The sequence below is a fragment of the Thauera sp. 28 genome (genome assembly GCF_000310145.2).
GTDB classification, from domain to species: domain Bacteria; phylum Pseudomonadota; class Gammaproteobacteria; order Burkholderiales; family Rhodocyclaceae; genus Thauera; species Thauera mechernichensis.
Genome location: NZ_AMXA01000004.1, coordinates 142,768 through 162,230 on the forward strand (window position 1 = coordinate 142,768; position 19,463 = coordinate 162,230).

Below are 19,463 nucleotides of genomic sequence, written 5' to 3' on the forward strand. Positions count from 1 at the left end.
GCGCGGGGGCCTGGAGATACAGCAATGGAAGAATATCTGGTACTGATCCTGTTCGGCGGCTTCTTCGCCCTGCTCCTGCTGGGCGCACCGATCACCGTGTCGCTTGCCGGCTCGGCGATGCTCGCCTTCCTGGTGCTCGAGAAGAATCCGATCGCCTTCGTACAGATTGCGTTTACATCGGTCGGCAGCTTCCCGCTCATGGCGCTGCCTGCGTTCGTGCTGGCCGGGGCGCTGATGGAGGCGGCGGGCATTTCAAAGCGCCTGGTAGATGTCGCCGAGACCATGGCCGGGCCGATCACCGGCGGCCTGGGGGCCGCAACGGTGCTGGCCTGCCTGTTCTTTGGCGCGATCTCGGGGTCGGGGCCCGCCACCACGGCGGCCGTCGGCATGCTGATGATCCCGGCGATGGCCAAGCGCCACTACGAGAAGAGCTATGCCTCTGCAGTGACGGCTTCGGCGGGCGGCCTGGGCATCATCATCCCGCCCTCGATTCCGATGGTCATCTTCGGCATCTCCGCGCTCGGAATGGCACCGCCTGCCGAGGCGATCGCGAAGTTCGGCCAGTTCGACTCCGTATCCATCCCCAAGCTGTTCGTGGCCGGCGTCGTGCCCGGCCTGGTGATGGCCAGCAGCCTGCTTGTCATCAACTACCTGATCTCGAAGAAGCGCGGCTATCGGGGGCTCACCGAGAACTGGTCGGTCGGCGACATCGGTGCGGCGTTGCGCCGCGGCGTGTGGTCGCTGCTCGCGCCGGTGATCATCCTTGGCGGCATCTACACCGGCATGTTCACGCCGACCGAGTCGGCCATCGTGGCGATCTTCTACACCTTGTTCGTGGGCATCTTCCTGCACCGCGAACTGAAGTTCGCCGCGCTGCTGAACTCGCTGCGCACCACGACCTGGATCACCGGCCGCGTGCTGCTGATCCTGTTCGCCGCCACGGTGTTTGGCCGCCTGCTGGTCGAGCAGCAGATCCCGGCAACGGTCGCGGCATCGCTGCTCAGCCTGACCGACAACATGTACCTGATCTGGACGATCCTGATCGTGTTCCTGCTCTTCATCGGCATGTTCATGGAGACGCTGGCGGCCATCATGATCCTGGTGCCGGTACTGCTGCCGGTGATGTACATGCTCGGCGCCGATCCCACCCATGTCGGCATCGTCCTCATCTGCGCGCTGTCGGTCGGCTTCATGACGCCGCCGCTGGGCGAGAACCTGTTCGTTGCCTCGGGTATCGGTGGCTCGACGGTGGAGGAGATCGTTGCCCGCATCCATCCGTTCGTCATCGCGTCTGTGGTGGCGCTGTTCGTGATCGCCTTCTTCCCCGCGCTCTCCCTGTGGCTACCCAAGATGGTCGGCTACTGAGCGCGACCTCATCCTCATGCGTTTCAGGAGATCCCTCATGAAAACCTTCGTCATCTTCCTGGGCGGTCTTGCGATTGGCGCGACGCTTGTCTTCGGCAGCCTGCCTCAATCCGCCGCTGCCGCGGAAGAGGAGGGGGCGGTCATCAAGACCGCGCTCGAGATGCGTGCAGAGGCCTTGCTTGCGATCGCCGTAAAGCACATCGAGGACAAGGGCGAGGCCGGCGTGCGCGACTTCGCGCGCCAGTCGGCCTTCGTGGATCGCGATCTGTACGCGTATGCGGTGCGCACCGATGGCGTGTTTCTGGCCAGCGGCGGCTCATCGGCCGCACTCGTCGGCGACAACGTCATCGACTACGCGGACTCGGAAGGCAAGCCATTCTTCCGCGAGATGATCGAGACGGCGCGCAGCGAAGGGCGGGGTCGGGTCGAATACCGCTGGTTCAACCCCGCCGACAGTCGTGGCGAGCCGAAGGTGACGCTGTTCCAGCGCGTTGGCGACGTGATCGTGGCGGTCGGCTATTACCCGCCGCGCGCAACGCCGGTGGAGGCCAAGGCGATGCTGCGTGATGCGGTCAAGGCGTTGGCCGCTGACCGCGCAGCGACCCTGGCCGAGTTCCAGCATCTTGGGGGGCGCTTCATCCGCAACGACCTCTACGTGTTCGTCGTCGATCTCGAAAGTGGTCTGTTCCTCGCCCACGGCGCCACACCCGCCCTGGTCGGGACCGATGCAATGCAGCTGCGCGACCCGCGCGGAGAATTGATCGTGCTGCAGATGGCCCAGATCGCCAAGGACGATGGCGCAGGCGAGTACGACTACTTCTGGCGCAATCCCACCACCGGCCGGATCGAAAGCAAGCACACCTTCTTCCGTACCCACAACGGCATGTTGATCGGGGTGGGCAGTTACAACCGTTGAGGCCAGCGCAGCACGGCGTCGGGGGGAGGTTTACAACAGGCCATGGTCTGCGTTCCGTGGCAGGGTCTGCAGGAAGTCGGCGAAGTGTGTCAGCGCCGGGCGCATATCGTCTTCCCTCCATGCGGCGACGGTGATGATGGTGTCGTCGACGCCCGTCAGCGGGCGGAGCGCAACGTCGCTGCGGATGTAGTTCGCGGTGCATTCGAGGTGGATAGTGACGCCGATGTTCGCGCTGATCAGGCCGAACATTCCTTCGGTGTTGTAGACCTCCTGCACGATCCTGGGCGCGAAGCCGGCCTTTAAACACAGCGCGTCGAGATGGCGGCGGAAGTGGCGCCAGCGCGCCATAACGCCGACGATAAATCCTTCGCCAGCTAGTTCGCTGATGTCCACCGTGGCTTGACGGGCCAGCGGGTGCGCCGCGGGCAGCACGGCGACGTAGCGATCATGCTGCACTGGGATGAGCGCCAAGTTGGCGCCGGCCACAGGGCTGGTGACGAAGGCGACGTCGATCTTGCGAATCGCCAGATCCTCGAGCTGCTGGTGTGTCGAGCCGTAGGTCAGTTCAATGTCGATCTCGGGGTATTTGCGGCGGAAGCCGTCCAGGATGCGCGGCAGCACCCCGGAGATGGCGAAGTCGGTATAGCCGATCGACAGCGTCCCGAGCTCGCCGCGCTGCGCCTTGCGCGCCTGGCGCACCGTCTCATCCAGATCTTCCATCAAGTCCTGGCAGCCCTTCAGAAACACGGTGCCGGCTGGGGTCAATTCCACTCTTCGGTTGTTGCGTTTGAACAGGCTGACGCCGAGTTGGTGCTCCAGTAATTGGATGCCACGGCTCAGAGCCGGCTGAGCCAGTGCGAGGTGTTCTGCTGCGCGCCGGAAGTTCAATGTGTCGGCGACGGCCAGGAACTGGCGGATCTGGCGAAGTTCGATCTTCATTGATGCTTTCCTGGTATCACCGATTAATGAAACGGTATTGTACAAGTTAACAACGGCTGTCTTATTGTTTCCTTATCACCCCATCAGCAGGGTGAATGCTGCGGGTAGGCGCGGTATTGCGCTCCTCGCGATGGATAACCAGGGACCAAGGTCCCGGAGAGAGACGGAACCCCATAATGGAAAGTACTTTTCACGGCATCGTCGCCTTCGCGCTGCTTGCGGCCATGCTGCTGCTGGGCAGCCTGCTCAGATACCGCATCGCCGCTTTGCGTAATTCGCTCGTTCCCGCCAGCATCATCGGCGGCATCATTGGCTTCGCGCTACTGTCCTCCGGCCTGATTCCGGGCTTCACTGCGGCCGACTTCACGTCGCTGACCTTTCACTTCTTCACGCTGAGCTTCATGTCCCTGTGCCTTACCGGCGGCAGCGACAACAAGGCCTTGTCGGGCGGCAGCATTGTCGTCGGCGGACTGTGGCTGACGTTGATCTGGACGATCAGCCTCGGCCTGCAGGGCGTGCTCGGCTACGGGGTTGTCGTCGCCTACGACGGCGTCACCGGAGCCGACGTCAGTGCGTTCCTCGGCGCGCTCGTCACTCACGGCTTCACCCAAGGGCCAGGCCAGGCATTAACCTATGGCGGCTTGTGGGAGCGCGAGTTCGGCATCGCCAACGCGACCCAGGTCGGCCTGATCTACGCCTCGCTGGGCTTTCTGGTCGCTTTCGCGGTCGGCGTGCCGATGGCGCGCTGGATCATCCGCAAAGGCCTGAACGCGAATAAAGCCTCGCGTATCGACGGCGAATTCCTCGCCGGGTTTTATGCGCCGAAGCGGCAACCGGAGGCTGGGCGCATGGTGTCCCACCCCGCCAACCTCGATTCGCTCGCCTTTCACATCTGCCTGCTCGGCGTCGCCTACGTCCTGACCCATGTGTGGCTGCTGTCGGTGCGCGACTTTGCTGCCGGTTTCACGCCCTGGGGCATGAACCTCGGGGTATTGTTCAGCCACAACATGTTCTTCCTGCATGGCCTCGTCGTCTGCGTGCTGATGCGTTCAGTGATCGACAAGGCGGGACTCGCCGTCTATGTCAACGATGAGACGCTGAAGCGCATTACCGGCGGCTCGGTGGACTTCATGGTCGTCGGCACCCTGATGAGCATCGAGTTCGCCGTGCTTGGTGCGCTGCTGACGCCGATCCTGCTGGTGTCTGTGGTGATCACGGTGTCGACGCTGGCCGGCTGCCTGCTGATGGGGCGCCTGAGCGGCAAGCTTGGCTACGAGCGCGCGGTGACGATCTTCGGTTGCTGCTGCGGATCGACAGGCAGCGGCTTGCTGCTGCTGCGCATCGTCGATGCCGATTTCAGTACATCGGTGGCAAAGGAACTTGCCTTCTACAACATCGCGATTGTCGTCGCCACCTTCCATATCCTGTTCATCTTCGCCCCGATTGCGCCGTCTCTCAGTGTCGGCACCTACGTCGCGATCTTCGGCGGCACTGCTCTTGCTGCGCTCGTTGCCGTGCCGTTCCTGATGAGGCGGACACGGGCGCTGGGGAGCTTGCCGGCTGCGGCGCTCGTGCCGGAGGCTCCGAAATGAGCATCAGGATCTTTTCCGCCCGACGCATCGTGACGATGGACCCATCGCTACCCGAAGCCACCCATGTCGCGGTCCGGGGAGGCAAGGTCCTTGGCGTCGGCCCGCTCGAGGAACTTCATGACTTGGGGGACTACGAACTCGACGAGCGCTTCGCTGACAAGGTGATCTTGCCTGGCTTCGTCGAAGGGCACAGCCATGCGCTCGAGGGGGCGATCTGGAAATACCTCTACCTCGGCTATTTTCCGCGTACCGATCCGACGGGCCGGTTGTGGGAGGGAGTGAAATCCCTGGCGCAGATGCAGCAGCGTCTGCGCCAGGCGGCGGCGGCGCTGCCGGCCGGCGAGCCGCTGGTCGCCTGGGGCTTCGATCCGGTGTACTTCGACGGTGTGCGCCTGGACAAGCGCGCGCTTGACGAGGCGGTCGGCGAGCGCCCGGTAGTCGTCTTCCATGCCAGCCTGCATGTGCTTTCGGTCAACAGCACGATGCTGCGCTTGTCCGGCCTCGATCGCCACGCCGGCGTCGAGGGCATCATGCTCGGCGCGGACGGCTGCCCGAATGGCGAGTTGCAGGAGATGGCGGCGATGCACGGCATCTTCGAGGCGCTCGGCCGCAATCTGTTCGAGGAAGTGTCGAGTGTCGATGCGTTGCGCGCCTATGGCGCGGTGGCGCGCAGAGCCGGGGTCACGACCATCACCGACCTCTACAACCCGCTCACGGATCCCGGTATCGCTGCGCTGCGCGAAGTGGCCGCCGCCGACGATTACCCGGTGCGCCTGGTGCCGGCGATGAGTGCCCTGGCCTGGCCTGCGGAGCAGGGTATCGCGCGCCTGCAGGCCTGCTCAGAGTGGTCCACCGAGCGCCTCCACTTCGGCCTCGTCAAGCTGATGACCGACGGTTCGATCCAGGGCTACACCGCGCGAATGAAGTGGCCCGGCTATCATGACGGTCATCCGAACGGGATGTGGAATGCGCCGCCCGAGGCACTGCAGCAGTTCGTGCTCGACTACCATCAGGCGGGGCTGCAACTGCACATCCACACCAACGGCGACGAGGCCGTGGACCTCATGCTCGATGCCATCGAGGAGGCCCTCACGCTGTGGCCGCGGCCGGACCACCGCCACACGCTGCAGCATTGCCAGTTCATCAGCCAGGCACAGTTGCGGCGCGCGGCGAAGCTGGGTGTGTGCCTGAACATGTTCGCCAACCACATCTATTACTGGGGCGACATCCATCGCGAGCGCACGCTTGGCTACGCGCGCTCCCGGCGGCTGGAGCCGCTCGCCTCGGCGCTGCGTCTGGGCATTCCGACAGCGATCCACTCCGATGCGCCGGTGACCCCGCTCGGCCCCTTGTTTACCGCCTGGTGCGCGGTCGAGCGGCGTACCGCGAGCGGTGCCGAGTTGGGTACGCACGAGCGCCTGAGTGTTGCGCAGGCGCTGCACACGATCACGCTAGGCGCAGCCTACACCCTGCGCCTCGACCACCTCGTCGGTAGCCTGGAGGTGGGCAAGTATGCCGACATGGTCGTGCTTGACGAGGATCCGTTCGAGGTCGCGCCGGACCGCTTGCGAGCGATCCGCATCGCTGCCACCGTACTCGGGGGGCGGGTGCATGAGAACTGAGTCGATCCCGGTGACGCTGCTGACCGGCTTCCTCGGCGCTGGCAAGACCACGTATCTCAATGCCTGCCTGCAAAGCGGCATCCCGGCGGGCAGCCTGATCCTGGTCAACGATTTCGGCGAGCTCAACATCGATGCCGAACTGATCGAGTACCGCGACGAGCAGATCCTGCGCCTGAGCAACGGCTGCATCTGCTGCACTCTCGGTGGCAGCCTCGCCGAACAGCTTGCGCAGATTCTGCGTCTGGACCCCTCGCCGGCTGCGCTTTATATCGAAGCGAGCGGCATCGCCAATCCGGCGCGCATCGTCGACACGGTGACGGTGTCGACGCGGCTGCGGCTGACTGAGGTGGTCTGCCTCGTCGACGCCAGCCAGGCGGGTCGCCATGCGCGCGATTCGCTCTGCGCAGATGTCTGGCGGCGGCAGATTGTCGCCGCCGATCGGCTCGTCATTAACCGCATCGGCGCGGACGAGCCCTTGCCGCCTGCGCTCGCCCAAGTGCTCGGCGACACCTCGGCGGTGATAGAGCGCCATCCGTCTGCATCCGCTCCAGCGGCCGCTGCAGCGCCGCCATGGAAGGCACGGCCGGCAGGCGCGGACGGGTTGCCGCAGCGGCAGCGCTGGCAGCAGAGTAGCTTCAGCTACGATGCCCCGATCGACGGCGGGCGGCTGGAGAGCCTGTTCCAGGATTACGCCGACGTGCTCGTACGGGCGAAGGGCATCGTGCAGCGCGCCGGCTGCAGAGGCAGCGAGGTGCTTCAGTGGAGTGGCCGAGCGCTGAGCTGGGCGCCGGCCGTCCGCTCATCAGTGAGCGGCCAACTCGTCTGCATAGGCAGGGGTGGCGAGCGCTTTGAGGAACTGTCCGGCGCTCTCCATCGCCTCGGTCGGCGCTGAAAAGGTGGGCTGCAGCACCACAGTCTGCAGGCTTCCAGGGAGGCAGGGCCTCCCGTTCAGCGCAGCTGCGCCCCCGCCAGCTCCCCCAGCGTCATCAGCGCGTGCACGTGGCGGTCGCTGAAGGGGTAGCAGCCCGACAGGCGCAGGTGGCGGGTGTAGCGGCCCGACGGCGAGTACAGCTTGCCGGGCGTCATGCCGATGCCGCGGCGCAGGGCGAGGTCGAACAGGCGGTTGGTGTCGCAGCCCTCGGGCAGCTCCACCCACACCAGGAAGCCGCCGCTGGGCTGGGTGGCGCGCGTGCCGGCGGGAAAGGCGTCGTGGATCAGGCCGCGCAGGCGCTCGGTCTGCGCGGCATAGGTGCGGCGCAGACGGCGGATGTGCTGGGCGTAGCCGCCGCTCTCGAGGAAGCGCCCGATGGCCTCGCCCAGCAGGGCGGGCTGGGCCACCGACGAGCAGAACTTGAGCTCGGCCAGCTCGCGGCCGAAGCGTCCGCCTTCCATCCAGCCCACGCGCATGCCGGGCGCCAGCGTCTTGGTGTAGGACGCGCACACGATGATCCAGCCGTCGCGGTCGAAGGCCTTCGCGGTCGGCTGCAGCGGCGTGCTGAACTGCAGCTCGGCGTAGAGCGCGTCCTCGATCACCGGCACCTTGTAGGTGCGCGCCAGGTTGGCGAGCTGGCGCTTGTTGGCCGGGCTCATGCTGGTGCCCAGCGGGTTGTGCACGGTGGGCATGGTCACCACCACCTTCAATCGTCCTTCCGAAAGCAGCAATTCCAGCGCGTCGAGCGACAGTCCGCCCTCGGGATGGGTGGGGATCTCGATCGCCTTGAGGCCCAGGCGGTCGAGCAGTGGGATCAGGTTGAAATAGGTCGGCGACTCCAGGCCCACCGTGTCGCCTGCCCGGGTGGTGGCGTGCAGCGCCAGCTGCAGGGCTTCCATGCAGCCGTTGGTGAGCAGGATGGCGTCGGGCTGCAGCTGCATGCCGAGCTCGGTGGCGTGGCGGCAGATCTCGCGCCGCAGCAACAGCGGGCCCGGTGGCAGCGAATAGTCGGTGAGCAGCTCGGGGTGGCGGCGGGTGAGGTCGGCGACGATGCGGCCCAGCTTCTCGCCGGGATAGAAGTCGCTGCCCTTGGGGCAGGCGAGCGACAGGTCGATGGTGTCGGGGCGGGTCTGTGCGGCGAGCACGCTGGCGATCCGGCTCAGCACCGTGCTTTCGGCGGCGATCGCCGAGCTCGGCTCGGCGGCGGCGGCCTGCGGGGCGGGCGGTACGGCAAGCTGCGAGCGCACGAAGTAGCCTGATTGCGGACGCGCGTCGACCAGTCCGTTGGCCTCGAGCTGGCGGTAGGCGGCCAGTACCGTGTTGATGCTGATGCCGCGGCTGTTTGCCGCCTCGCGCACCGAAGGCAGGCGGGCGCCAGCGACCAGGCGGCCGTCACGAATCGCTTCGCGCAACTCTTCGGTCAGCGTCTGATAGAGCGGGGCGGCAATGGCGACGGGAGGGGGCACAGTAGGTTGGTCCTTTGATGGTTACAGTGCGTGCTGGCTTCGATCTGTAACCACTATAAAACTATTTCTCTGGACCTGTAACCTGAGTGCTGTCGTTCGTATAGTGATCTCCCGAAGCCTCCCGAGGAGCACGCCATGATCGACCTGCCGCTGATGACCTACGTCGCCACGATGTCCGTTACCCCGGGACCCAACAACATCATGCTCGCCGCATCGGGGGTCAATTTCGGTTTCCGCCGCACGCTGCCGCACCTGCTTGGCGTCAGCGTCGGCAACAGTGTCCAGGTGCTGATCGTCGCCAGCGGCCTGGCCTGGGTGATGGCCTGGCTCGACGCCCTGCGCCTGCCGCTGGTGGTGGTGGGCTGCACCTATCTGCTGTGGCTGGCGCTGCGCCAGGCGCGCGCGGGCCAGCCGGGGCGTGGCGGGCGTGTCGCGCCGCTCGGCTTCGTGGCCGCGGCGCTGTTCCAGTGGGTGAACCCGAAGGCGTGGATGATGGTGCTCAACATCGCCATCCTGTTCCTGCCGCGCGATGCCGACTGGAAAACGGCGGCAGGTCTGGCGCTGGTGTGCATGTCGGTGAACCTGCCCTGCATCACCGTGTGGGCGGTTGCCGGTGCGCGTCTGCGGGCCTGGCTGCAGCAGCCGGCTGCGCTGATGGTCTTCAACTACACGATGGCAGCGCTGCTCGCCGCGACCGCGCTGTGGATCGGCGCGGACGAGGCAAGGACGCTGCTCTAGGCCTAGTGCTTCTGCACGATCGCGCTGCCACCGCCGTGGCGCAGTGGTTCGCTGACTGCGGTGACCGTGCCATCGGCATTGAAGCGGATGCCGTTGGCGGCGCCGATCTGCTCGGTCTCGCGCCACTGGTGACCCATCGCCTCGAGCGCCCTGGCCTGTTCGCTGCCGGGGAACTGCAGCAGCGTCTCGACCAGGGTGGTGTCGCCATTGCGCTGGCTCATGCGCGGGGCGGCGAGCGCATCGGCCAGGCTCATGCCGAGGTCGATGTGGTTGACGATGGTCTGCAGCGCGGTGGTGATGATGGTGGAGCCGCCCGGCGAGCCGATGGTGAAGGCGGGCGCGCCGTCCTTCAATACGATGGTCGGGCTCATGCTCGAGCGCGGGCGCTTGAAGGCCTCTGGGACATTGGGGTGGGGGGCGCTGAAGTCGAAGTCGGTGAGCTCGTTGTTGAGCAGGAAGCCGCGCCCCGGCACGACGATGCCGCTGCCGCCCCAGTCCTCGATGGTGAAGGTGTAGGCGACGATGTTGCCCTCGCGGTCCGACACCGCCAGGTGCGTGGTGTGCATCGACTCCTGTGCCAGCGGCCGCGGCGTCGGGCGCAGCGGCACCGACAGGTCGTTCTGGAAGGCGTAGGGGTCGCCCTGTTCCACCTTGCCGGGCGCCGCCGTGGCGCTGATCAGACGGGCGCGCTCGCGCGCGTAGTCCTTCGACAACAAGCCTTCGAAGGGCACGTCGGTGAAGGCCTCGTCAGCCACGTAGGCATTGCGGTCGGCGAAGGCGAGTCGCGAGGCTTCCAGGTACAGGTGCTCGATCTCGGCGCGCGACTTGCCGCTGAGGTCGAAGTTTTCCATGATGTTCAGGGCCTGGGCGATAGCGATGCCGCCGCTCGAGGGCGTCGGCATGCCGAGGATCTCGTAGCCGCGGTAGCTCGAGCGCACCGGCTGGCGTAGCCGCGCCTCGTAGTCCTTGAGGTCGGCCATCGTCAGGCTGCCGGGGATGACCTCGACGCCCGGATTGGCGGGCGGGTGGTTCACCGCCGCCACCATGCTGGCGGCGATCGGCCCCTCGTAGAAGGCCTTCACGCCGCCGCGCGCGATGTCGCGGTAGGTCTGCGCCAGCTCGGGGTTGCGATGCAGGCTGCCTACCGGTAGCGCCTTGCCGTCCTGCAGGTAAAGCGCCGATGCGGTGGAGAAGCGCGCGAACTTGGCTTCGTTGGCGGTGTTGATGCGATGGAAATTGGGCCCGACCTCGAAGCCTTCCTCGGCGACGCGGATCGCCGGCGCCAGCACCTGCTCGAAGCCCATCGTGCCGTAGCGCGTCAGCGCCTCATGCCAGCCACGCACCGTTCCGGGCACGCCCACCGACAGGCCGTTGGGCACGGCGGCCTTCCAGTCCATTGCGCTGCCGTCGGCATTCAGGAACACCCCGGGGTGAAAGCTGGCGGGGGCGACCTCGCGGTGGTCGATGGCGATTACCCGGCGGTCCTTGGCCGAGTAGATGAGCATGAAGCCGCCGCCACCGATGCCGCAGCTGAAGGGGTCGGTGACGCCGAGCGTTGCCGCAGCGGCCACGGCTGCGTCGATCGCATTGCCGCCGGCGTTGAGGATCTCCATCGCCGCCAGGCTGGCGTGGTGGGAGATGGTGGCGACAGCGCCGCCGTGGCCGGTGTCGACCGGCTGCCTGGCCAGGGCACCGAAGGCGGCCATCATGACCGCGGTGGCGAGAAGGGTGCGTGCTCTCATGGTGCGCTCCGTCGTGCTGGGATTCATGACGTTAGCACTATGTGCCCGGTTTGCCCAAGGCGGGAATACCCTGGCCGCACATCGGCCCCTGAAAGGCTCGCGACTCGCGTCCCCCCTGTAGGAGCGGCGCCAGCCGCGAGGGGTTGAAGGCGGACGAGGGTGGGTGGACGGCCGATGAAGGGCTCGCGACTAGCGTCGCTCCTACAGCCAACCCAGCGCGCGTCTCCTCCCTGTAGGAGCGGCGCCAGCCGCGAGGGTTTGAAGGCGGACGAGGGTGGGTGGACGGCCGATGAAAGGCTCGCGACTTGCGTCGCTCCTACAGCCAACCCAGCGCGCGTCTCCCCTGTAGGAGCGGCGCCAGCCGCGAGGGGTTGAAGGCGATGAGGGGCAGGGCCTCCCCCCGAAAGGCTCGCGACTTGCGTCGCTCCTACAGGGGGGGCTGTGGGGTTACAGGCCCAGCGCCTGCGCGGTGTAGCGCGCGATCATGCGCTCTTCGTTGGTCGGCACCACGGCGACGGCGACGCGGCTGGTGGCGGTGTCGATGCGACGGGCATGGTCGGTGTTGGCGGCGGAATCGATCTCCACGCCCATCCAGGCGGCCATGGCGCACACCTTCTCGCGCACTGCGGCGGCGTGTTCGCCGATGCCGCCGGTGAACACCAGCGCATCCAGCCCGCCTGCGGCCGCAGCCAGCGAGCCGAGTTCGCGCGCGATGCGGTAGCAGAACAGATCCACCGCTTCCTGGGCCTCGGGGGCTTCGGAGGCGAGCAGGGTGCGCATGTCCTGGCTGATGCCCGATACGCCGAGCAGGCCTGATTCCTTGTAGAGCAAGCGGGTCAGCGCGCGCGCGTCCATGCCCTTTTCCTCCATGAGGTAGAGGAGCACGCCGGGGTCGATGCTGCCGCTGCGGGTGCCCATCATCAGGCCCTCGACCGCGGTGAAGCCCATCGTCGAGGCCACGCTCTTGCCGTCGCGCAGGGCGCACATCGAGGCGCCGTTACCCAGGTGGGCGATCACCACCGCGCCTTGGGCGCGCTCGCCGATCACTTCGGGCAGCTGGCGTGCCACGTAGTCATAGGACAGGCCGTGGAAGCCGTAGCGCTTGATGCCGCCCTTGGTCAGGCGGCGCGGCAAGGCGAAGGCTTGCGCGAGCGCGGGCTGGGTGCGATGGAAGGCGGTGTCGAAGCAGCCGACCTGGGGGATCGACGGCAGCAGCGCCGCGACCGCGTGAACCGCGCGCAGGTTGTGCGGCTGGTGCAGCGGGGCGAGGGGGACGAAGTCTTCCAGCTCTTCGAGCAGGCGCGCGTCGAGGACGACCGGCGCGCTGTAGCGCTCGCCGCCATGCACGATGCGATGACCGGCAGCGACGATGTCGAGCGCCGGATTGTGGCGGTTGAGCAAGCCGAAGACGTGCTCGAGCGCGTCGCGGTGCTGTTCGCCCTGGCTGCCGCCAGTGGCGACCGGTTCCTGGATGCGCTCGCCGGCGGCCGTCTTGAGCGTGATTTCGGGCGTGGCGCCGATGCCTTCGACCTGCCCCGACACCGCAGGTGCGAGTGCGACCTCGCCGTTGACCGGATAGAGCGCGAACTTGAGGCTCGACGAGCCTGCATTGAGAACGAGGACGGCTTTCATCGTGCCAGCGCCTCACGCTTCCTGTGTGCCATCAGCTGCACGACCGCGCACGACGCGGTACGCGTCTCGGCGGTGTCGGCGCGGCTGGTCAGCACGATGGGCACGCGTGCGCCGAGCACTACGCCGGCCATCAGCGCATTGGCCAGGTACTCGAGCTGCTTGGCCACCATGTTGCCGGATTCGAGGTCGGGCACCACCAGGATGTCGGCGTTGCCGGCGACGAGCGACTTGATGCCCTTGGTCTTGGCGGCGACCAGCGAAACGGCGTTGTCGAAGGCCAGCGGGCCGTCGAGCAGGCCGCCCTTGATCTGGCCGCGGTCGGCCATCTTGCACAGCGCGGCGGCCTCGATCGTGGAGCGGATCTTGGGGGTGACGGTCTCGACCGCCGACAGGATCGCCACCTTGGGTTCGGGCAGGCCGAGGATGTGTGCAAGCTCGATCGCGTTCTGGATGATGTCGACCTTATCCTCGAGCGTGGGCTCGATCATGATTGCGGCGTCGGTGATCATCAGCGGATGCGGGTAGGTCGGCACGTCGGCGAGGAAGACGTGGCTGATGCGGCGGCCGGTGCGCAGGTGCTTGATGACCTGGCTCATCATCTCGTCGGTGTGCAGCGAACCCTTCATCAGGGCTTCGGCGCCCCCGTCGCGGCACAGGGCCACGGCCGTCTCGGCGGAGGCGTGGCTGTGCGCGGTATCGACGATGCGAAGGCCCTTGAGGTCGATGCCGTGTTCTTCGGCCACGCTGCGGATGCGCGACTCGGGCCCGACCAGAATCGGGTCGACCAGGCCAGCCTGGGCTGCCTGCACCGGGCCGAGCAGGGACTCGCGGTCGCAGGGGTGGGCGACGGCGATCGGGATCGGCGCCAGCCCGGACGACACCGACAGCAGGTGGCGGTAGCGCAGCTCGCGGTCGGACACCGTGACCTCGGGCAGCACCACGCGCGGGCGGCGGATCTTCTCGGTCGGCGCCATCACCTCGGCCACGCCGTCGATCACCTTCAAGCCGTCCTGGTTCACCGCCAGGCAGTCGAAGACGATGTGGTGGTTGTGCTCGAACTTTTCCTTGCAGGTGACGCTGATCGTAAGCGTGTCGCCAATGGTGATCGGGCGCCAGAAGTTGAGCCCCTGCGACACATAGACGGTGCCCGGGCCAGGGAACTCGGTGCCGAGGATGGTGGAGATCAGCGTACTGCCCCACATGCTGTGGCCGACGACTTCGCGGAACTGGCTGGAGCGGGCGTATTCGAGGTCGACGTGGGTCGGGTTGACGTCGCCCGACATGGCCGCGAACAGGTGGATGTCCTCGGGGCGGAGCGTGCGCACCAGGGTGGCGACGTCGCCGACCTGGATCTCGTCGAAGGTGCGGTTCTGGATGAACTCGGGGGCGGGAGCTTGCATGTCGGTTCTCGGTATCGTGTGCGTTACAACGCGCAATTCTAGGGGCTGTGTGCGGCGGGAATAAGACAAAAAACGATCAAATTGTGCAATGCGGCAATCAAAACGTGGTTTTGTTCCCAAAGTGGTATTTTTTGCTGATGCTCCATGCATTTGCTCACAGGTTGCGTTGCCGCGCACATGCTAAACTCCGCGCCAATTTGCCACCGTGGAATCTTCTATGGAAGTCGTCGTTCTCGCTGCCGGCCAAGGCAAGCGCATGCGCTCGGTCCTGCCCAAAGTCCTGCAACCCATTGCCGGCAAGCCGATGCTGGCGCATGTGCTCGATGCAGCACGCACACTCGATGCCCAACGCATCTGCGTGGTCTATGGGCATGGCGGAGAAGTGGTGCGCGAGCGCCTCGATGCCCCCGACCTCGCCTGGGCGCGGCAGGCCCCGCAGCTGGGCACCGGTCATGCGGTGCAGCAAGCGCTGCCGCACCTGACCGACGGCGACATGGCGCTGGTGCTGTACGGCGACGTCCCCCTCATCGGCTTACCCACGCTGCGCCGCCTGGTCGAGGCCGCAGGCGATGCCCGTCTCGCCCTGCTCACGGTCGAGATGGACGACCCCACCGGCTACGGCCGCATCCTGCGCGACACCGACGGCCGCGTCACCCGCATCGTCGAGGAGAAGGACGCCAGCGCCGAGCAGCGCCGTGTGCGCGAGGTCAATACCGGCATCCTGATCGCCCCCGTCGCCCGCCTGCGCGACTGGCTCGGCCGCATCGGCAACGACAACGCCCAGGGCGAGTACTACCTCACCGACATCATCGGCCTGGCCGTGGCCGACGGCGTGGATGTCGCCACGGTGCAGCCCGACGCCTTCGCCGAGACGCTCGGCGTCAATAACAAGGTGCAGCTCGCCGAGCTCGAGCGCATCCACCAGGGCAACATTGCCCGCCGCCTGATGGAAGAAGGCGCCACCCTGATCGACCCCGCACGCATCGACGTGCGCGGCACGCTTACGGTCGGGCGGGACGTCGAGATCGACGTCAATTGCGTCTTCGAAGGTACGGTCGAACTCGGCGACGGCGTGCGCATCGGCCCCAACTGCGTGGTGCGCAACGCCCGCATCGGCGCCGGCACCCGGCTCGAGCCCTTCAGCCACGTCGACAGCACCACCATGGGCCAGGCCTGCGTGATCGGGCCCTACGCCCGTACCCGCCCGGGCACCGTGCTCGGCAGTGACGTGCATCTGGGCAACTTCGTCGAGGTCAAGAACAGCGTCATCGCCGACCACTCCAAGGCCAACCACCTGGCGTACGTCGGTGACGCCGACGTCGGCAGCAAGGTCAACATCGGCGCCGGCACCATCACCTGCAACTACGATGGCGCCAACAAGCACCGCACCATCATCGAGGACGAGGTCTTCATCGGCTCCGACACCCAGCTCGTCGCGCCGGTACGCGTGGGTCGCGGCGCCACCCTGGGCGCCGGCACCACGCTGACCAAGGATGCACCTGCAGGGCAACTCACCGTGACCCGCGTCAAGCAGATCAGCCTGGAGTGGAAGCGCCCGGTCAAGCAACCGCGCTGAATCCGCCCCAAAAAACCAAAACGAACACCTCTTCAAGGAAGCCCTTCCATGTGTGGCATCGTCACTGCGATCGCGTCGAACAACGTCGTCCCTGTCCTGCTCGAAGGCCTGCGCAAGCTCGAATACCGCGGCTATGACTCCGCCGGCCTGGCCGTGCTCGCGGGCGAACTCACCCGCCTGCGTGCCTGCGGCCGCGTCGCCGAGCTCGCTGCGCTGGCCGATGCGCGCCAGCTCTCCGCCAACATCGGTATCGCCCACACGCGTTGGGCCACCCACGGCGTGCCCTCCGAGCGCAACGCCCACCCGCACATCTCGGGCGGCCTGGCGGTGGTGCACAACGGCATCATCGAGAACTTCGAGGCCATCAAGTCCGACCTGCAGGGCAAGGGCTACGTCTTCGAATCCGAGACCGACACCGAGGCCATCGCCCACCTCATCCACAGCAAGCTGCAGACTACGCCCGACCTCTTCGACGCCGTGCGTGCGGCCACCAACGAGCTTGTCGGCGCCTACGCCATCGGCGTGCTGGCCGAGGCCGAGACCGGGCGTGCCATCGTCGCCCGCCGCGGTTCACCGCTGCTGCTGGGCGTGGGCGAAGACGGCATGTACGCTGCCTCCGACACCGCTGCACTGCTCCAGGTCACACGCAAGGTGGTGTACCTGGAAGACGGCGATCTCGCAGAGCTGCGCCGTGACAGCTACCGCATCGTGCTCGCCGACGGCACCCCGGTCGAGCGCGCGGTGCATCTGTCGAGCTTGTCGGCCGACGCCGTCGAGCTCGGCCAGTACCGCCACTACATGCAGAAGGAAATCTTCGAGCAGCCCCAGGCCCTGGCCAACACGCTCGAGCTGATCGGCGGCGGCGCCGGCATCACGCCGCAGCACTTCGGCGCGCGTGCGGCCGAGGTCTTCGACGGCGTGCGTCGCGTGCTCATCCTGGCCTGCGGTACCAGCTACCACGCGGGTCTGGTCGCACGCTACTGGATCGAGGCCATCGCCAAGCTGCCGGTCACCGTCGAGATCGCCAGCGAATACCGCTACCGCGAATCCGTGCCCGACGCCGACACCCTGGTCGTGGTCATCTCGCAGTCGGGCGAGACTGCCGACACCCTGGCCGCGCTCAAGCACGCCAAGGCGCTCGGCATGCAGCGCACGCTGGCGATCTGCAACGTGCCCGAATCGGCCATCGTGCGCGAGACCGCGCTGCGCTTCATCACCCGCGCCGGCCCCGAGATCGGTGTTGCCTCCACCAAGGCCTTCACCACCCAGCTCGCCGCCTTTGCGCTGCTTACCCTGGCGCTGGCCAAGCTCAATGGTCGCCTCAGCGCCGAAGACGAAGAGCGCCGCCTGGCCGCCCTGCGCCACCTGCCCGTCGCCGTGCAGAAGGTGCTGGAGCTCGAGCCCGAAATCGAAAAGTGGGCCCGGCGCTTCGCCGGCAAGGAGCACGCGCTCTTCCTCGGCCGCGGCAGCCACTGGCCGATCGCCATGGAGGGTGCGCTCAAGCTCAAGGAGATCTCCTACATCCACGCCGAAGCCTACGCTGCCGGCGAACTCAAGCACGGCCCGCTCGCGCTGGTGGACAAGGACATGCCGGTGATCGCCGTGTCGCCCGCGGACGAACTGCTCGAGAAGCTCAAGTCCAACCTGCAGGAAGTCCGCGCCCGCGGCGGCGAGCTCTACGTGTTTGCCGACGCCGGCAGCGAGATCCCGGAATCCGAAGGCGTGCACATCCTGCACATGCCCGAGCACTACGGCATGCTGTCGCCCGTGCTGCACGTGATCCCGCTGCAGCTGCTGTCCTACCACGCCGCATTGGTCAAGGGTACGGATGTGGACAAGCCCCGGAACCTGGCGAAGTCGGTGACGGTGGAGTAAGTCGGCGGCGGGGGCGTGTGCTTTTGTTCCGCGCAAATAGAGTCGAAGACGCCTGGATGATGTCCGGGCGTTTTTGCTTGCGCGGGTGACTAGCCTCCTGATCACCAACGGCAGCTACTGAGCACTAAGCCCGACCTCACACATTCGGCCATCACGAGACGTAGCGACTGGGAAATTTCCGCCAACGCGAACGACGGATAGCCGATCAGGGACTTGCCGTCTGCTTGTTATCGGCCTCGGTCAAAAACTGTGTCTGCGCCGCTGCTTGCGAACTATACGTCAATGACGTATAGTTCGCATATGAGAACAGTTGCTGAAACCGCTATCTTCCAGCGCTATGCCAGTGAAATCTGGTCGGAGGCCGAGCGCGCTGAGTTCATCAACTGGATTGCAGCCAATCCAGAAGCCGGTGACGTGATCCGGGGAAGTGGCGGCTGCCGCAAGGTCCGTTGGACATCTGCGGGACAAGGAAAACGCGGTGGCGCCAGGATCATTTACTTCAACGCGAACACCGAAACCATTTGGCTCTTGATCGCCTACAAGAAAGCCAAGTTCGACAATCTCCCCACGTCCTTCTTGGCGGAGTTAAAGCAAGGAGTCGAAGATGCCCTCTGAAATCGAAAAGTTCCAGCAGGATTTGCTTGAGTCCGTCAAGCAAATGAGGCGTGGCGAGGCCGTACGCACCACGCGTGTCGAGTTGTCCGAAGCAGCTGAGGCTCGTGCAAAGATGGGCTTGTCTCAGCAAGCTTTTGCGGATCTGCTCGGAGTGTCAGCCAGAACGCTGCAGGAGTGGGAGCAGGGGCGTCGCTCGCCTACGGGTGCGGCCAAGACGTTGCTCCGTGTTGCCGTTTCTCACCCTGAAGTCTTGCAAGAGTTACGTATGTAAATAAATTCACATCGGGTATTTTCAAAGAGCCGCACGGACGGCAGCTTGGTGACCGGCATGTTGCCGTTTAGCTTGATAACGTCATCACGCGGCTCAGGGTCGGTAGTTCCAGTTGGCAGGACGGAGAAGCCGCCGTTCGCCGTCGCCCGACGCTCGAAAGGCAGGTGACCAACACATTGCGGCCTGATTACGCCATCAAGCCACCGGTAGCCGAGGTCGAAGACAGGTCGTCGGTCGAAGTTGCAGCTCGCGGGGGGCTTTCATGCGCCTTCCGTGCGCTCACCTTTTGTACGGCCTTGTCTTGGTAGAAGCGTCGCGCCTCGGCATCGACCGGTGCCACCCACCTGAAAATCGAGTGCACATGCCCCTGATCCAACCCTTGAGCGAGCGCCGGTGCATCAGCTGTGATCGCTGGCATGGTCGGCGGCGGCCCGGCGACGCACCGGACACGGTCGAGGTCGCCTCCCCGACGGTACGCGGCGTCTGCATCGAGGGGCCGTGGCACCGCAGCCTGCGTGGCGTGCGTTCTGCCTGTGGGCAGTGGTTGCGCTGGCGTGAACTGTCGGCGCCCGTGGAAACACTCTCATCCGATTCCTGACTGCGCCGGGCCTTGCGCTGGATGACAACGCCCTGGCCGCATTCAGCGCAAACCGCAACCGCTCCGCCAGCGCGATCTCCCCGAGCTCGGCCCGCAAGGCAAAGCTCAGCAGGCCGGTACCGCAGCCATACTCGAGGGCGCGCATCGCCGAGCTGAGCGGAACCTCGCTGCGGATGCCGTGTGCA

15 protein-coding genes are annotated in these 19,463 nt (G+C 66.1%); 10 read left to right on the forward strand and 5 right to left on the reverse strand.

The features are described 5' to 3' along the window. Positions 1-24: 24 nt before the first annotated feature. The gene (locus C662_RS05295; RefSeq protein WP_002925862.1) at positions 25-1,365 is read left to right on the forward strand and encodes a TRAP transporter large permease; all 1,341 of its coding nucleotides are present in this window, start codon (positions 25-27) and stop codon (positions 1,363-1,365) included. 37 nt (positions 1,366-1,402) lie between these two features. Then, positions 1,403-2,281 carry a cache domain-containing protein gene (locus C662_RS05300; RefSeq protein WP_002925864.1) on the forward strand — a complete coding sequence of 293 codons (879 nt, stop codon included), beginning with the start codon at positions 1,403-1,405 and terminating at the stop codon, positions 2,279-2,281. Between the two features lie 30 nt (positions 2,282-2,311). On the opposite strand, the gene C662_RS05305 is transcribed toward C662_RS05300, so the two are convergent. Beyond that, entirely contained in the window at positions 2,312-3,220 is a 909-nt protein-coding gene (locus C662_RS05305; RefSeq protein ID WP_002925865.1) for a LysR family transcriptional regulator, read from the reverse strand. A gap of 95 nt (positions 3,221-3,315) precedes the next feature. Here C662_RS05305 and C662_RS05310 point away from each other — a divergent pair, with 95 nt between their 5' ends. The 3 genes from C662_RS05310 to C662_RS19750 are packed head-to-tail and all read left to right on the forward strand — an operon-like array spanning position 3,316 to position 7,326. Next, complete coding sequence (locus C662_RS05310) at positions 3,316-4,812, forward strand: sodium/glutamate symporter (protein ID WP_198291881.1); 1,497 nt, start codon at positions 3,316-3,318, stop codon at positions 4,810-4,812. Next, positions 4,809-6,434, forward strand: coding sequence for an amidohydrolase (locus C662_RS05315; protein WP_002925867.1), 1,626 nt, complete (start codon positions 4,809-4,811; stop codon positions 6,432-6,434). Before C662_RS05310 ends, C662_RS05315 begins: the two co-directional genes overlap by 4 nt. Beyond that, positions 6,424-7,326, forward strand: a complete 903-nt coding sequence (locus tag C662_RS19750; RefSeq protein ID WP_198291882.1) for a CobW family GTP-binding protein — start codon at positions 6,424-6,426, stop codon at positions 7,324-7,326. Before C662_RS05315 ends, C662_RS19750 begins: the two co-directional genes overlap by 11 nt. A gap of 56 nt (positions 7,327-7,382) precedes the next feature. Here the strand turns inward: C662_RS19750 and C662_RS05325 are convergent, their stop codons facing one another. Next, complete coding sequence (locus tag C662_RS05325; RefSeq protein ID WP_002925871.1) at positions 7,383-8,831, reverse strand: aminotransferase-like domain-containing protein; 1,449 nt, start codon at positions 8,829-8,831, stop codon at positions 7,383-7,385. A 135-nt stretch (positions 8,832-8,966) separates the two neighbouring features. Here C662_RS05325 and C662_RS05330 point away from each other — a divergent pair, with 135 nt between their 5' ends. Continuing rightward, a complete protein-coding gene (locus tag C662_RS05330; protein WP_002925873.1) occupies positions 8,967-9,569 on the forward strand; it encodes a LysE family translocator in 603 nt (200 codons plus the stop codon). A 2-nt stretch (positions 9,570-9,571) separates the two neighbouring features. Here the strand turns inward: C662_RS05330 and ggt are convergent, their stop codons facing one another. From ggt to C662_RS05345, 3 genes are all read right to left on the reverse strand, one after another. Continuing rightward, a complete protein-coding gene (ggt, locus tag C662_RS05335) occupies positions 9,572-11,311 on the reverse strand; it encodes a gamma-glutamyltransferase (protein ID WP_002925874.1) in 1,740 nt (579 codons plus the stop codon). Between the two features lie 447 nt (positions 11,312-11,758). Continuing rightward, entirely contained in the window at positions 11,759-12,943 is a 1,185-nt protein-coding gene (locus C662_RS05340) for an acetate/propionate family kinase (RefSeq protein ID WP_002925876.1), read from the reverse strand. Then, positions 12,940-14,343: a bifunctional enoyl-CoA hydratase/phosphate acetyltransferase gene (locus C662_RS05345; RefSeq protein ID WP_002925877.1), complete on the reverse strand. Its 1,404-nt coding sequence runs from the start codon at positions 14,341-14,343 to the stop codon at positions 12,940-12,942. Before C662_RS05345 ends, C662_RS05340 begins: the two co-directional genes overlap by 4 nt. Positions 14,344-14,560: 217 nt before the next feature. On the opposite strand from C662_RS05345, the gene glmU reads away from it, so the two are divergent. The 4 genes from glmU (at position 14,561) to C662_RS05365 (ending at position 18,680) form a co-directional block, all read left to right on the forward strand. Beyond that, positions 14,561-15,919, forward strand: a complete 1,359-nt coding sequence (glmU, locus tag C662_RS05350; protein ID WP_002925878.1) for a bifunctional UDP-N-acetylglucosamine diphosphorylase/glucosamine-1-phosphate N-acetyltransferase GlmU — start codon at positions 14,561-14,563, stop codon at positions 15,917-15,919. Positions 15,920-15,967: 48 nt separating this feature from the next. Continuing rightward, positions 15,968-17,794: a glutamine--fructose-6-phosphate transaminase (isomerizing) gene (gene glmS, locus C662_RS05355; protein WP_002925879.1), complete on the forward strand. Its 1,827-nt coding sequence runs from the start codon at positions 15,968-15,970 to the stop codon at positions 17,792-17,794. 300 nt (positions 17,795-18,094) lie between these two features. Beyond that, positions 18,095-18,409 (forward strand): hypothetical protein, encoded by a 315-nt coding sequence (locus C662_RS05360; RefSeq protein ID WP_002925880.1) that lies wholly within the window; start codon positions 18,095-18,097, stop codon positions 18,407-18,409. Next, the gene (locus tag C662_RS05365; protein WP_002925881.1) at positions 18,399-18,680 is read left to right on the forward strand and encodes a helix-turn-helix domain-containing protein; all 282 of its coding nucleotides are present in this window, start codon (positions 18,399-18,401) and stop codon (positions 18,678-18,680) included. Before C662_RS05360 ends, C662_RS05365 begins: the two co-directional genes overlap by 11 nt. Positions 18,681-19,463: the final 783 nt, after the last annotated feature.